This window comes from [Clostridium] citroniae WAL-17108 (genome assembly GCF_000233455.1).
Classification (GTDB): Bacteria; Bacillota; Clostridia; order Lachnospirales; family Lachnospiraceae; genus Enterocloster; species Enterocloster citroniae.
In genome coordinates, this window is the sequence record NZ_JH376420.1 from 226,484 (window position 1) to 240,335 (window position 13,852).

At 45.7% G+C, this 13,852-nt stretch carries 15 protein-coding genes and 1 pseudogene; all 16 read right to left on the reverse strand.

All coding sequences use genetic code 11. The annotated features are described in order from the left end of the window. Nucleotides 1-107 precede the first annotated feature (107 nt). Complete coding sequence (locus HMPREF9469_RS00980) at nucleotides 108-359, reverse strand: HPr family phosphocarrier protein (RefSeq protein ID WP_007858259.1); 252 nt, start codon at nucleotides 357-359, stop codon at nucleotides 108-110. Nucleotides 360-376: 17 nt separating this feature from the next. Next, the gene (locus tag HMPREF9469_RS00985) at nucleotides 377-871 is read right to left on the reverse strand and encodes a PTS sugar transporter subunit IIA (RefSeq protein WP_007858260.1); all 495 of its coding nucleotides are present in this window, start codon (nucleotides 869-871) and stop codon (nucleotides 377-379) included. A gap of 44 nt (nucleotides 872-915) precedes the next feature. Beyond that, complete coding sequence (gene licT / locus HMPREF9469_RS00990; protein WP_007858261.1) at nucleotides 916-1,746, reverse strand: BglG family transcription antiterminator LicT; 831 nt, start codon at nucleotides 1,744-1,746, stop codon at nucleotides 916-918. Nucleotides 1,747-1,980: 234 nt separating this feature from the next. Then, complete coding sequence (locus tag HMPREF9469_RS00995) at nucleotides 1,981-3,288, reverse strand: O-antigen polymerase (RefSeq protein WP_007858268.1); 1,308 nt, start codon at nucleotides 3,286-3,288, stop codon at nucleotides 1,981-1,983. After that, nucleotides 3,288-5,009, reverse strand: coding sequence for a phosphoenolpyruvate--protein phosphotransferase (gene ptsP, locus HMPREF9469_RS01000; protein WP_007858270.1), 1,722 nt, complete (start codon nucleotides 5,007-5,009; stop codon nucleotides 3,288-3,290). Before ptsP ends, HMPREF9469_RS00995 begins: the two co-directional genes overlap by 1 nt. Nucleotides 5,010-5,092: 83 nt before the next feature. Continuing rightward, nucleotides 5,093-5,356, reverse strand: coding sequence for an HPr family phosphocarrier protein (locus HMPREF9469_RS01005; protein WP_007858286.1), 264 nt, complete (start codon nucleotides 5,354-5,356; stop codon nucleotides 5,093-5,095). Between the two features lie 89 nt (nucleotides 5,357-5,445). Beyond that, a complete protein-coding gene (locus HMPREF9469_RS01010) occupies nucleotides 5,446-6,765 on the reverse strand; it encodes a CdaR family protein (RefSeq protein WP_007858287.1) in 1,320 nt (439 codons plus the stop codon). Next, nucleotides 6,746-7,615, reverse strand: a complete 870-nt coding sequence (gene cdaA, locus HMPREF9469_RS01015; protein ID WP_007858288.1) for a diadenylate cyclase CdaA — start codon at nucleotides 7,613-7,615, stop codon at nucleotides 6,746-6,748. The genes HMPREF9469_RS01010 and cdaA overlap by 20 nt, the downstream gene beginning before the upstream one ends. A gap of 31 nt (nucleotides 7,616-7,646) precedes the next feature. Beyond that, nucleotides 7,647-8,603, reverse strand: coding sequence for a hypothetical protein (locus HMPREF9469_RS01020; protein WP_007858289.1), 957 nt, complete (start codon nucleotides 8,601-8,603; stop codon nucleotides 7,647-7,649). Further along, nucleotides 8,600-9,031 (reverse strand): hypothetical protein, encoded by a 432-nt coding sequence (locus HMPREF9469_RS01025; RefSeq protein WP_007858290.1) that lies wholly within the window; start codon nucleotides 9,029-9,031, stop codon nucleotides 8,600-8,602. The genes HMPREF9469_RS01020 and HMPREF9469_RS01025 overlap by 4 nt, the downstream gene beginning before the upstream one ends. Nucleotides 9,032-9,238: 207 nt before the next feature. Then, nucleotides 9,239-9,451, reverse strand: a complete 213-nt coding sequence (locus HMPREF9469_RS33675; protein ID WP_322746747.1) for a DUF6783 domain-containing protein — start codon at nucleotides 9,449-9,451, stop codon at nucleotides 9,239-9,241. Between the two features lie 17 nt (nucleotides 9,452-9,468). After that, nucleotides 9,469-9,954, reverse strand: a pseudogene (locus HMPREF9469_RS01030) (lysine--tRNA ligase); the annotation flags it as partial. A gap of 196 nt (nucleotides 9,955-10,150) precedes the next feature. After that, a complete protein-coding gene (locus HMPREF9469_RS01035; protein ID WP_007858292.1) occupies nucleotides 10,151-11,380 on the reverse strand; it encodes a tyrosine-type recombinase/integrase in 1,230 nt (409 codons plus the stop codon). A gap of 258 nt (nucleotides 11,381-11,638) precedes the next feature. Continuing rightward, nucleotides 11,639-11,983 carry a DUF6462 family protein gene (locus HMPREF9469_RS34005; protein WP_007858293.1) on the reverse strand — a complete coding sequence of 115 codons (345 nt, stop codon included), beginning with the start codon at nucleotides 11,981-11,983 and terminating at the stop codon, nucleotides 11,639-11,641. A gap of 402 nt (nucleotides 11,984-12,385) precedes the next feature. Next, nucleotides 12,386-12,844 (reverse strand): hypothetical protein, encoded by a 459-nt coding sequence (locus HMPREF9469_RS01045; RefSeq protein WP_007858294.1) that lies wholly within the window; start codon nucleotides 12,842-12,844, stop codon nucleotides 12,386-12,388. A gap of 110 nt (nucleotides 12,845-12,954) precedes the next feature. Further along, a complete protein-coding gene (locus tag HMPREF9469_RS01050) occupies nucleotides 12,955-13,770 on the reverse strand; it encodes a hypothetical protein (RefSeq protein WP_007858295.1) in 816 nt (271 codons plus the stop codon). Between the last annotated feature and the right edge of the window lie 82 nt (nucleotides 13,771-13,852).

The window sequence follows — 13,852 nt, forward strand, 5'->3', positions numbered from 1 at the left end:
CTCTCCTATCATATAATTTCTATAGGAAAACTCTGATTTACTTGTTCATGACTGTTTTATCTAAACCTGGAATCAGGTTTAAATCATTTTTCTCCCTATCCCGGCTCTTATCCGGCCAGGACAGATTCCACCGCCTTCATGGCCTCGGCCTCATCCGGTCCGTCTATGCGGAAAACCACTTCATCTCCCGCCACCGTGTTCATGGCCATGATACTCATGACGTCCTTGCCGTCCGCCCTGTTTCCGTTGCACAAAAGTTCCACGGTGGACTGGACCTGAAGCATTTTCATCATGAGTATTGCGGCCGGCCTTGCATGAAGCCCCATCTCATCCTTTAAGATAAAGCTGCGCTCTATCAACTCATCCCCACCTTTAATTACAGCTTAATGATCGTGGTCTCACCTGCTTTTACATCCATACCGCTGAGACATTCCATCTTTGGGAACTCAGGAGTATTGCATACGATAACAGGCGTAATTACATCATATCCCGCTTCTTTGATCTTATCCATGTCAAATTCCAGAAGCAGGTCTCCCTTTTTTACCTTGTCCCCGGCCTTTACATGTGCCTCAAAGTACTGTCCCTTTAACTGGACCGTGTCCAGACCGATATGGATGATCAGCTCAGCGCCGCTCTCCGTCTGCACGCTCAGGGCATGCTTTGTATCAAATACCATGGTAACCAGGCCATCGGCCGGCGCCACGATTTTCCCCTCGGAAGGGATGATCGCCGCCCCTTTTCCCAGGATCTCCTGGCTGAAGGTGGGATCGCTTACCTCGCTCATGGGAACGGCTTTTCCGCTCACCGGCGCTGCAATGATCTTTTCCGCCTGTTCTTCTCCCCCAAACAGTTTTTTAAGTGAACCAAACATCCTTATTACTCCTTTCTTATGCCCCGCTTGGCGGGACCCGACTGTTACTTTGTTCTGATACGCTTGATGTGCAGGGCCAGGTACGCTACTTCTTCCTCTGTGACCTGATGCCCATACTGCCTCTTGATCAGCTCCCGTACCTTCTGGCTGCAGACATATTCTTCCGGATATAACCTGTCGATCACTTTCTGGAACTCCAGATTATCCAGATCCATATGCTCCCCTGTAAATACCCGCTGTGCCAGAAAACGCAGGTGTGTAATGAACCGCTCATAACTTAAAGACTGTTCATCCAGCTTTATATTAAAATACTCCTCCACCACCTCTGATACCTGCTGGATCAGGTTGGTGATCTTTATTGTATCACCCATGGGCGCATCATATTCCGCATTGACAATGTGGAGGGCAATGGAAGCCGCCTCATCCACCGGCAGCTTAATCCCCAGATCCCGGTCGATCATGGCAATGGCATACTCGCCTATGAGGTATTCCTCATGGTAAAAGCTGCGCACCTCCCTGATCAGCGGGTTGGTAAACATCATCTTCTGTTTAAAACGCTCCAGTGCAAAATTTATATGATCCGTAAGGGTGATATACACATTTGGATTAATGGGGCGGTTCAGCACCCCTTTTGCATAGCTGATGATCTCAGCCGATATCTGTACATGTTCCATGGGCAGGTTTACGAGCAGTTCCTTAAACTTATCCATGGTATTCTGGCTGTCCAGGCGGAATACCTTCTCCACCTTTTCATCATCAATGGAACTGCCTTCCCTGGCCTTAAAACCAACGCCTCTCCCCATGACGATGATTTCCCTGCCTTCATCGTCCCAGGTACTCACAACATTATTATTGATTATCTTCGATATTTTCATAATTGCTCCTGATTAAAACAAAAAAACCAACTTTGCTAAAGAGATATCCGCAAAAATGCGTATATCAATCATCCCCTTAACAAACCTGGTTTTGCCTGCCGAACAGTAACAATCCTTATTAATTATTCAATTGACTTCCAAAGATTTACTTCACTAACAGCATAATAACAAATCTTAAGATAAAAGTCAATAATATTTTATATATTTTTTATACTTCTTATAGTCCGGTTATTTTTATGACCTTACATAAATGTAAATAATGCCTGTGACCACCAGATAAAACCATGTGGCCGGATTGGAAAACCATGTGGTAAAAAAGGACAGCATCATGTACATGGCGATCTGGGCATAAAACACATGGCCTGCCGGACACCGCAGGTTCCTCCTGGCCTTCACCAGGTAATAACATGCCGCTCCCAAAAGGGCTCCCAGAAGCATCATTCCAATCACGCCGAAATCATAATAGGCATCGTAAAACAGTGTGAGGGTGGTCAACTCCTTTTTTGTTACAAACAAAGGAAAATTAACCAGTGAAGGCACAAGGAATTTAAGCCCTGTCAATGCCCACACCGGAAACAGCATACGCAGTCCCAGGGTATGGGAGGGCAGCTGCTCCACCAGACAGTTGAAATTATCATAGTTATTGGCAATATACATATAGGGCTGGGTGACAAAGATGGGCATATGGCTGTTCTTCATCTCAAAAATGCCATTGAGGTATTCCACGCTGTGGCTGCGCATCACGGTGAGCGCCAGATAGGCCGGCACCATGCACCCAAACAAGATCACCACATATCCGGGCCTGATGTTTCCGGCCATGGATATATAGGTAAATGCAGCCATGCCCACTGCCAGGATCAGCTGGAACCTGGACACACACAGCACAGGCACTGCCAGAGCCAGAACCACGCAGACCGCTCCCAGCCAGAAGCCCCTGTCCCTGGACAGCCCTCTCCCCCTTCTGGAAACCATAAGGCTGTACACCACAAACAGGCTGGGGACCAGCACGCATGACACTGTAAAGTAATGGACCCCGCTCACATGAAAATAGGAATATGCATGGGGGACCCCATAGGAAAACAAGGGCACAAATCCCAGCTTCCAGGCTTCAAAGAAAAAGGCGGCATAGGACACGGCTACCAGCCCGGCCATGGAATGTAAAAGCCGTTTGGCCTGGAAAGGCGATTCGGCGGAGGCGTAAAAGCGGTACACGGATTCCATGTCATCTGCACTCCAGCCGTCAAACAGCCTGGTAAGCACCTCAAACACCGCCCAGAACGCGGCCACCGCCAGTCCCAGACAGATCCAGGTCTCTATGCTCCAATCCCCCTGAAGGCGGCTCAGCTTAAAGCAGGAAATCCCCTGTCCTCCCACAAAAAACAGGCAGAACAAGCCCCGCAGATGAATGACATTCCTGCTGGCCGCGTAATCCCTGTAGTACAGCCAAAGGGCTGCTGTAATTAAAACCAGCCCAGACAGCATGTAAAAATGCTGCCGGGCCAATATGAAACTTATAACATAACAAACAAAATAAACTAGCATTATACTGTTCCATTCTCCACAAATTCTCTCATGTACTGCTCCACCTCAGCCGCTGTGTCAAAGCTCATGGCCTTGTCCGCCACTGCCTTCAGCTCCCGGGTGTCGTATTCTGTAACCATCTTTCTGGCCTTCAGCATAGCGGATGCGCTCATACTGAATTCATTTAATCCAAATGCCAGAAGCAGCGGAATCATCATTGGGTCGCTGGCAGCCTCGCCGCACATGCCTACCATGATGCCGGCCTCACGCCCGGAGGCAATGATATGGCGGATGCTTCTTAACACAGCCGGATTAAATGTGGAATACAGGTAGGACACCTTCTTATTGCCCCGGTCCACAGACATGGTATACTGGGTCAGGTCATTGGTGCCGATGCTGAAGAAATCCGCTTCCTTTGCAAAGATATCTGCAATCAGGGATGCAGCCGCGGTCTCCACCATGATACCTACCTGAATGTCCTTATTATACGCAATGTTCCGGCCGTCCAGTTCCTTCTTAACCTCTTCCACCAGGGCCTTTGCCTCACGCAGCTCCTCGATGCAGGTTACCAGGGGAACCATGATCCTGATGTTGCCGAACGCGCTGGCGCGCAGCAGTGCACGCAGCTGCGGCTTGTAGATGTCCTCCCTGCGGTCCAGGCAGAAACGGATCGCCCTGTAGCCCAGGAATGGGTTCTCGTCCTTTTCCAGGCCCATGTAAGGGATTTCCTTGTCTCCTCCGATATCCAGGGTACGGATAATCACCGGCTTGCCCTTCATGGCGGAAGCAACCTGTTTATATGCCTCAAACTGTTCTTCCTCTGTGGGCATGGCAGTCCGGTCCATGAACAGGAACTCGGTGCGGAACAGACCGATCCCCTCTCCGTCATACTGGAGAACCTTGTCCGTATCCTCAGGCTTGCCGATATTGGCCACGATCTCCACCTGCACGTTGTCCTTTGTCACGGAAGCCTTTCCGATATACTGCTCCAGCTCTTTTTTCTCCTTTAGGAACGCTTCCCGCTTAACCTCATATTCACTCTTAACAGAGTCTTCCGGGTTTACATGTACCTCGCCGGTGCTGCCGTCCAGAACAATGGCATCCCCGTCCTTAACACTGTCCATAAAGCCTGTTACGGCTACCACTGCGGGTATCTCCAGCGCCCTTGCAAGAATGGCGCTGTGGGAGGTCCTGCCCCCCAGTTCTGTGACGATACCGGTCACATTGGCCGGATTAATGCCTGCTGTCATGGAGGGAGTCAGATCCTTTGCAACAATGATGCTCCCCTCTGCCAGTTTGGAGATATCCACGGACTGGATCCCCATCAGGGTCCTCTGCATACGTGTCTTGATGTCGCGCATGTCCGTTGCCCTCTGCTGCATCAGCTCATCTCCCATGGAAGCGAACATGTCCGCATACATATTGCACACGTTCTCAATGGCAAATTCACTGTTTACCCCATCGTTCTTAATGGAATTCTCAATCTCACCTGTAAGCATGGGATCTGCCAGCAGCATCATATGCCCCTGCATGATCTCAGCTTCCTTCTCCCCCACTCTGGTGGCCAGATCTTCAGCCAGACGCTCCGTATCCTGAATGGTCTGCTCCAGCGCTCCCTTAAAACGCTCTACCTCAGCTTCTCCATCACTCACCGGCTGTCTGGTGATCACCAGCTCAGCTTCTTCCACAATTACAGCTTTTCCAATACCAATTCCTGCAGAAGCGCTTGTTCCCTTGTACATACTCTTGTACCTCCTTATTAACATTCATTTATACTCACAGCCTTCGGAAGATCAGATAGCGGTCGTTTTCCTCAGGCTGCGCCTTACTCTCCTAATCCGTCCTCCACAATCTTCACCATGGCTGCCAATGCTTCCTTCTCATCTGGTCCCTCGCAGACGAATGTGATCTCGTCTCCAGACTTCACACAGGCGCCAAGCACACTGAGGACGCTTTTGGCATTGGCCGTGGTGGTGCGTATCTTAAAAGATATCTTTGATTTATAGAGCAGCGCCTCCTTGCAGAGGATACCTGCCGGTCTCAGATGCAGACCGGACGGATTCTTTATAACTGTTGATGCACTTACCATGTTACCTCTCTCCTTGTACGCCGCACCTCTTTGTGCAGCGCCGCTTTATTCTGATACTGCCCATGGGCTTACTATGTTTCCCCCATGTCTTAAGCCCCTGTTGTCTCCTTTGGGGAGTCCTCATCTTCTGTTTCCGGCTGGCTTTCCCCCTGGGTGGTTTCCCCTGTCCCGGAAGGCCCCTTTTCCGTGACCGTTACCTGGATGTTGTTGCTGCTCATGAGTTCATAGGCGTCTCCCAATACAAAGGAAACAACGCCTGTGTGGATACCGGGTTCCATGCCGCTCACATCCATCTCTGCCTGTATATCGGCAGGCGTCAGCTGGTCCAGGTCCTCCTTCAGGCCCCGGATGATGACATTGACCGAATCCCTGTCATACTCATATTCATACTGGCCGGACGCCCCCACCTGTTGGATCTGGCTCACAGGAAGTTCATAGGTTCTGTTTTCCAGCGCCTCCACCTTGATCACAACCTTGATCTCATTGCTGTCCGGATCAGCCAGCGTAACCCCCTCCGGAAGATACTTATTCAGGTCGATCGTAACTTCCTTGTCGCCTGTGGCTCCGTCCATATTAAGCTCTGTCTTTGGTATGGTGACAGAATTCGCTCCCGCCAGATCAGATTTAAGGCCATTTACCTCCACGGAATTACTGCTGCTCTCAATTCCGGTATACCGATAGCCCTCGGCTACCTTTCCCTCTGTCTCAAAGATCAGGGTCAGGTTCTTTTTCTTAAGGATGGGCAGGGTATAGTCAATCTCGGAACGGCTGAAGGTGACCCTGTCGTCCAACTGGGTAAGCTCATTGTCGTTTGCGTCAAAGCAGCGCACCTGTTCCGTGCCGGAAAGGTCGCTGTTGGCTCCTTCCGCCTTGATCCTGATTCCCACTGTACTGATACGGCCCACCACGGATACAGGACCGCTCACATACACATAGGTGGGGGAAATGGTAGGTATGCCGATGTCATAACCGCTTTCAGGCTCACCCTCTACCTTGACCTCCAGATCAAACGGCTTTCTCTGCAGATCCTCCGTATCCACCCTGATCACACTGGGCTTGGCAACCACCGACTGCACCTTATTGTTCTTTACTTCCACTTTTACCGGTACGGCGCCTGTGGGTTCATACATATCAGCCAGGTCAATGTAGGCCCGGAAATCGGTGGGTTTTATATTGGCACTGTCCAGTGTCCTGACTTTATAGCTGATGGTAACCGTACTTCTGTCCCCCATCAATTCATATGTCTTACCGCTAGCTTCGAGAACATCATCATTGAGGATTTCCAATGTCACTTCCTGAGACCCGGGTTTTTCCGGATTGGATATATTCACCACCGCCAGCCATACAAAGAATGCCAGGAAAACGGAAAGTATCTTAAGCCCCAGGTTATTAGACAGCTTTTTTTCCATTCTTCAGTCTTCCCTTCCATAATTTAAAACGGTTCAATGATACACTTTCCTCCTTGATGGAAGAAAGAACATTTTTTAAACCTTCCGCGTCAGAGATCCTGGTCAGGTAACCTTCCGCCGCCACGGACACCCTTCCTGTCTCCTCTGAGACAACGATTGTCACACTGTCCGTCACCTCGCTGACGCCCACCGCCGCCCTGTGGCGTGTACCCAGGTCCTTGCTGATGGTCATATTGTCGGAGAGCGGCAGGTAACAGGTTGCCGCAGTGATACGGTTTCCGCGGATCACAACAGCCCCGTCATGAAGCGGGGTATTATGCTCGAAGATATTGATCAGAAGCTGGCTTGTAACCAGACCGTTGATCTCGATCCCCGTCCTCTCGATCTCCTTTAAGGAGGACCCTCTCTCGATCACCATCAGGGCGCCGGTCTTAACCTTGGCCATCTCAAAGGTTGCCCTTACCAGTTCGTTGATGGTCTTATCGTTAAAGTTCTGGCTTTCCTTGCCCTCATCAAAGGACAGGATATTGGATAAAATATTGTGGCTTCCCAGCTGCTCAAGGGCTTTCCTAAGCTCAGGCTGGAAGATGACCAACAGGGCGGTGACTGCAATGGTTGCAGCATTTTCCATGATCCATAATATGGTTGTCAGGTGCAGCACGGCGGCAAATACCACAAATATCAGAATGACCACAAGACCCTTTAACAGGTTCCAGGCCCTGGTATTCTTAATCCAAAACAGGATTTCGTAAACCAGAAAAGAAATAATCCCGATCTCCAGTATATTTCCCAGTGATATCCTTGGCAGCAAAGACAGCCATGATGACATCTGTCCTAGCATTTCCGCCATGTTCCCACCTCCTTACATTCAATCTTTTTCATTAATACACGTTTCTCTCCCTTGTGCTGCGTTTTCTGGTACTTATTTTCTGTACCTTTACATCAGGTGTGCTCACATTCATCTTGGGCACTGCTTTTACATAATAATAATAATCATCGTCCTCAAACTGGACATGTTCCGTCCTGGTATAATCCACTGTAAAAATGAAGAAATTATATACTGCCGCAATGACGGCTGACAATAGTATGCCCAGAATCAGCTGTCCCACAGCAACGGTGACCCCAAAGACGAAATCTCCCACAAAGATCACCAGAAACTCCGCAACGGAACCGGCTGCTATGGCCACGATCCATGAATAGTCCATGGAAAGCCTGCGGATCAGGTACACAATGATAATGCCCACCGCACAGGTAGCGATCATCACCATCATGGTCTGGTTAAAAATCACTGATTTTAAAATCTGACTGTACTTTTGTACAATGTCCACCGCGGCGTCATTGGTCAGGACGCCTGCGTTCTGTTTCACATACATGATAAGGTAATACAGGAACACGCCGCATCCAACCGGGATGACGGATGCCAGGCTTCCCCCCAAGCCCACCAGCAGCGGAACCGCATAGGGGATCTTAAACAGAAATGCCAGGGGTGTAAGCACGATCAGGTAACTGTCCCCGGGCTTAAAGCCGTAATAGAGAATGGCAACCGTCAGGATCAGGACCAGTGTGATCAGGGCCATCTCCAGGGATACCGCGTATACATGGGCCACCAGCAGGCAGCCGGCCAGGAACACAATGGCTCCGTATGGCAGCAGGGCGCTTACCAGGCACACCAGGATCACCACCAGAGGATTCTTAAGTTTATTCATATAGCCTATGTTGGCATTCAGACTTAAGAACGTACACAGTGCGAACAGGAAGCGGATCACCGGCTGTACGGCGTAACTGTACCTGTTGTAAAAACTTTTTAAATGCTCTTTCCACAGCAGAAGACTTGTCATCGAGCTCTTCCTCCTCTGTTATCCCTCTTTCTCTCGGGCCTTTCTTTCTCGTAACGCCTCATCAGGTGCTTTAACTTGGAGGTGTACATGGTCTGCGACCGGGCCGCGTAATCATACCGCTTGGAGTACACGATCCAGGTGACGATCAGGTAAAGCACAAGGCCCGCCGCATAGATAACGCCCCACTTTTTTGCGGCATCCAGTATCTCATCAATGCTCATCTCATTGAGCAGCTCGTCCAGTTTGTAGAGGACCCACATCAGAAGAAACAAAAGATAACAGAAGGTATACCCAAAAAATGAGCGGAACATCTGTCCGCCTACATAATCCTTTTTAAAATAGCGGTTAATGGGAAATATCTTTTTGCCCACCCTTTTTTCAAATATGGCCAGCTGCGTCATATATCTGACCTTCTCTTCATTCAGCATACAGGCACTCCTTATGAATCTCATAACATATCAATTTAGTATACCACAAGTTCTTCTGTTTTGCGACACCTTAAATGAATTTTTATGATTTTGTAAATAATAAGATGATTTTTTTTATTTTAGCATACGCAAAAACAGGCATCTGATGGACCGTCCGTCCTCCTTCATCAGATACCTGTTTTCTATATTCTTACGTCTAGTGCTTCATCAGACCGGAAACCATGGAGCACTAGCGTGTGTTTGAAAATTGCTGTCTGACAGCTGTACGTTATACTTTGTGGGAGATTTGGCCCCGATGAAGGAGGCGTAGTAGGCTACGCTGACTGAATTGGGGCCAAGTATGCCGCGAAGCGGGGCGTGCTTTGTCCTAAGGGGTACCGGGCAGAGCCTGGGGGATTCCTTAGGGCAGATGGCGGGAATGAATTTTCAAACACGCTCTAGTACAGCTTTGCGCCTGCGGGTATCCGGTCATCCACCATCAGCAGATTCAGACCCTCATGTCCGTCTTCCTCATGCACTGCGGAAATGAGCATACCGCAGGAATCAATTCCCATCATCTTCCTGGGAGGAAGATTTACAATGGCGATGGCTGTCTTTCCGATCAGCTGTTCCGGCTCATAGTACTCACGGATGCCGCTTAAGATCGTGCGGTCTGTTCCGCTTCCGTCATCCAATGTAAACTGAAGAAGCTTTTTGCTCTTAGGCACTGCAACACAGTCTTTGATCTTTACAGCGCGGTAATCGGACTTTGCAAAGGTTTCAAAATCCACCATCTCCTCAAACAGAGGCTCAATTTTAACCTTGGAAAAATCAATGGGCGCAGCTGTTTCCCCTGTCTTTGCAGACAGTTCTGCAATGGCATCGGTTTTTTCAGCCTTCTTGGAAGACTCCCCGTTGCCGATGGTCTTCATGGTGGGGATTAGACTTTGAGCCTTTACACATCGTTACACACTCTTACATATTGCTCGATTTTCCTTGTAAAATCAAGGTTTCTGCGTTACACCCCATTACATATCATTTCAAGAATTTGATGTGATTTTGATGTAAAACGCAAAATTTGATGTAGAAATGATGTATATCATAATGTCCTGAAAGGATATCCTATGGACATTTTGTTCCCTATGAAATTAATACTTTACCTTGTAAATTTTTAAAACTCTGACGCTTTTTTACTTCTGTTGCTTCTGCGTAGATGTCCATCGTTGTAGTAACATCTGCGTGCCCCATTATGTCCTGTATAACTTTGATGTTTGTTTCATTTTCACAGAACCTGGTGCAAAATGTATGACGCATATGGTGACACGAAAAATGCGGAATTAGAATCGGTTTCCGCTTTTCCTTTTTAGCCTGCTCCTTTTCCTCTGCATTGTAAGCCTCATAAATCCTTCGGATTGCCCGGTTAATTGTCATGGGATTGTGAACACGGTGCTCGCGATTGGTAAATATGAAGCCTGAATATCCGTCAATCACATCCTCATTAAAACCGGTTTCTTTTTGCTGCTCTTCTTCCTGCTGCAGAGCCTCATATACTTCATCAAACATTGGAATTGTACGAATACCAGACTTTGTTTTCGGAGTTGTTATATGAAACTCACATTTCCCGGAATCCTGAATCCGGTAGATAAGGTTGTGATTAATGGAAATAATACGTTCCTCAAAATCCACATCCTCCCACCGGAGCCCTATCACCTCTCCAATACGGCAGCCGGTTCCCAACAACGTGACAAACAGTGGCAGCCAATGATTATAAATCGGACTCTCCGTTGTATACTTCATGAACGCTTTCTGCTGCTCGTAAGTCAGTGCATGTCTTTTTGGTTTTTCCCAGATATTACTTTTTTTAATTTCACTCATAATGCCGTCTGAAGGATTGATTCTGATTATACCATCCCTATGGGCCATTGTAAACACAGGATGAAGAATCGTATTGATTATCTCCATACTGTTAGGCTTAAATTTCTTTTTATCAATCAAATACTGATAAAATGTCTTTACATCAGAGTATTTGATATCCGCCAGCCTTCTGTTTCCAAATGTAGGTCTTACATAATTGTCATACATATATTTGTAATTTGTCCTGGTAGACTGCTTCAAATTGCTTTTTCCAGCAATATAGCGGTCAAATGCCTCATTCAACGTGGTAGTCTCACCTGTATATATGTCAATCCCATTGAGCAAATCTCTGGTAAGGCTATCTTCCTGCTTACGGAGTTTTACCAAATCACGGTTATAAATCACCCTCCGTATATTGTTTACATCTTTATACTGATAGATATAATATCCATCTTTCCGTTCACTTTCACCTGGACGTAAAACGCGCCCCTTGGAATCTTTTCTCGAATTCGCCATTAGCTTATACCCCTCTTTCGGAAAATCAAGGTTACTTCTGGCAATTTATTCACTATCATATGACGAGACAAAAATTCCATTTTATTCAGCATACTTTCGATTGTATCTCCTGTCTTCTTACGATATTCTTCTTTTCCTCACCTCCTCAATCAGGATTAACAATCTATGCTTATATTATAGTCTTTCGTGTCTTCATTGTTCAAGTGCATTTATACTAAATATTATTTATAAATCACCATCAATAACCGTTTTTCATCCCTATTCTCTAAAGGCTTCCAGATAAGCATCCAGAATCTCCGTATTAACTAATGCAATATTCCGAATCTTATATACTGCATGGGCTTCTTTTGCTATTTTCATAAAGGATTGAATACCCATGGAGTATATTTCTGCTCCTTCCGGATATCTTACAAACTTTTTTCTGTCTTTCCTCGCCTGTTCCAACAGTTTCACCTCTTTAGAATTTATAATGTAATCACTTTCTCCAAAGCAAATCTTATTGTGCCGTATTTTCTCCTCCCCCGGCACCTGGAGTTGCCCTACCTGCCCGCAAAGCAGCTTAAACCAAGCCGGATATTTCGTGCCGGCCTCGTCTCCCCTCATTCGGTGAGCGGCAGTCCCCACAAGTCTCCAACAGGTCTTATCATCGCACGATTCATGGGGCCGCCATGAGTCATCAGGTTCCTGCCGGAACCTATTTTGATTTGATAGTTTTCGCAACATTTCTGTTTGGGCGTATCTCTCGTATGCTCAAAACCTGCCTGCGTTATAGGACAACTGATTATTTGGTTGTCAATGTGCGGTTGGCGTTTAAGCCTTTCATTAAATAAATAGGATTATTTTGGAAGAATTTAGAATTGTATGAAATAAAAATAGGACTAAATAGATGAAATATGAAACCGCAACAGCCGTGATTAAAAACTATCACAGAATTGCAATTGCCCCTCATTCAAGCTATAGACGTTAGCCTGGACGGGGAGCAATTAGATAACTATAGAATGTTCTTTAATGTATTACTGATAATATATCCGTGATAGTCTTAGCTAAAAAGCATAAACTTATGCCATCATAGATAGTGGCTAGAATTGGAACCCAGCCATCGGCTGATGCCATTTCCCACAAACCAACAGCAAGCTTTTTTATTGGATCTATAAAAAATCTGCAAATTAAACCTCCGACTACAAAGAGAATCAATGTTACCACTATTGTTATAATTTTAAACGCAGTATCTTTCAACGAAGGTATAAGTGATTTCATCTCACTACTACTTTGCGTTGGATATTCGTCTGTAAAATCACTAACAGTTTGACTGGCTTGATCAAAAACCACGCCGGTGCTCCCTTGCAAAGATGCCTCAATACTCTTCCCTTTAACGATAAGAACTATATTAACCACTGTTAATATAATGGTAAGAATAATTATCACCTTTGAATAACAACTAAGATTGCAAAACCTTTTTTTCATTAATATACCATCTTTCCTATAATTTCTTAAGCTTGCGTTTTACAGGAAGCTCAATAAAATTTATCGTTTCATATCCACTCCCCAACAAAGCGAAAGATACCTTACTAAATCTATTTAAAACGCGATTTGATGATATCACGTATTGATTTTTTCATATTGTTTCTATTACGTTCTTCCATCCATATGTTTTCCTTATTTGTTATATATTCATCATGAATTACTTCTGCTCCATTGAATTTACGTATAATATCTAGTGGCATATCTTCAACTATTTTATCTCCTAGCAGCTTCCAAAGATTATGCCATGTATCCTCACTATTTAGTGAACCATAAAATTTCACTTCAAATCCATCACCCACAATTTCATTATCTGTAACAATATATTCTAAATCTTTTATTGTAGACAATATCATAATATTATTGCCATATCTGTCAACCGCCGCCATCGACTTATACAAAAAATCCGAATTTGTTACCCAAATCCCACATCCATTCTCACTCGTATCATAAATATAATTATTTAATGTTAATTGAGCATTATAATCTATCCATTTTCTTCCAACTTCATCCCGCTCTACATTAGCAGGTTTCTCTAAGTGATAATATTTAATAAATAATTTATTTTTTAATTGCGAACCTGATTGACCTCCATTATGCTTATATTGCTTTAACGTTTCAATGAAATGCCCATCATTAGCGCTCTGCAACTGTATCTCTATATTTTTATAAATTGGTTCCCAAGCAGAAAACTCTCCACCACAAAATTCTGACATATCCTTTTCAAAAATATGCACATCTTTTTGTTCCCCCAGATTTATACTTACAATAATATAGCCATCAAAAACATCGTATTTTCTTGTTGCAATTTTCAAACGAACGCTGAACTTCTCTTCGGTTGTTAAATCTTTAAATAAATATTCATTCATACCGCTTCTCCAAAGACTCAATTTTGACAAATTATAACATATATTCAGAAGAAATGTAACCACTTATTGTAGTCTATAAGCT

Coding starts and splice junctions, on each gene's coding strand:
- HMPREF9469_RS00985 (WP_007858260.1), bottom strand. CDS start 871: ATGTTTGGTTCACTTAAAAAACTGTTTGGGGGAGAAGAACAGGCGGAA.
- licT (WP_007858261.1), bottom strand. CDS start 1,746: ATGAAAATATCGAAGATAATCAATAATAATGTTGTGAGTACCTGGGAC.
- HMPREF9469_RS00995 (WP_007858268.1), bottom strand. CDS start 3,288: ATGCTAGTTTATTTTGTTTGTTATGTTATAAGTTTCATATTGGCCCGG.
- ptsP (WP_007858270.1), bottom strand. CDS start 5,009: ATGTACAAGGGAACAAGCGCTTCTGCAGGAATTGGTATTGGAAAAGCT.
- HMPREF9469_RS01005 (WP_007858286.1), bottom strand. CDS start 5,356: ATGGTAAGTGCATCAACAGTTATAAAGAATCCGTCCGGTCTGCATCTG.
- HMPREF9469_RS01010 (WP_007858287.1), bottom strand. CDS start 6,765: ATGGAAAAAAAGCTGTCTAATAACCTGGGGCTTAAGATACTTTCCGTT.
- cdaA (WP_007858288.1), bottom strand. CDS start 7,615: ATGGCGGAAATGCTAGGACAGATGTCATCATGGCTGTCTTTGCTGCCA.
- HMPREF9469_RS01020 (WP_007858289.1), bottom strand. CDS start 8,603: ATGACAAGTCTTCTGCTGTGGAAAGAGCATTTAAAAAGTTTTTACAAC.
- HMPREF9469_RS01025 (WP_007858290.1), bottom strand. CDS start 9,031: ATGCTGAATGAAGAGAAGGTCAGATATATGACGCAGCTGGCCATATTT.
- HMPREF9469_RS01035 (WP_007858292.1), bottom strand. CDS start 11,380: ATGGCGAATTCGAGAAAAGATTCCAAGGGGCGCGTTTTACGTCCAGGT.
- HMPREF9469_RS34005 (WP_007858293.1), bottom strand. CDS start 11,983: ATGAGGGGAGACGAGGCCGGCACGAAATATCCGGCTTGGTTTAAGCTG.
- HMPREF9469_RS01045 (WP_007858294.1), bottom strand. CDS start 12,844: ATGAAAAAAAGGTTTTGCAATCTTAGTTGTTATTCAAAGGTGATAATT.
- HMPREF9469_RS01050 (WP_007858295.1), bottom strand. CDS start 13,770: ATGAATGAATATTTATTTAAAGATTTAACAACCGAAGAGAAGTTCAGC.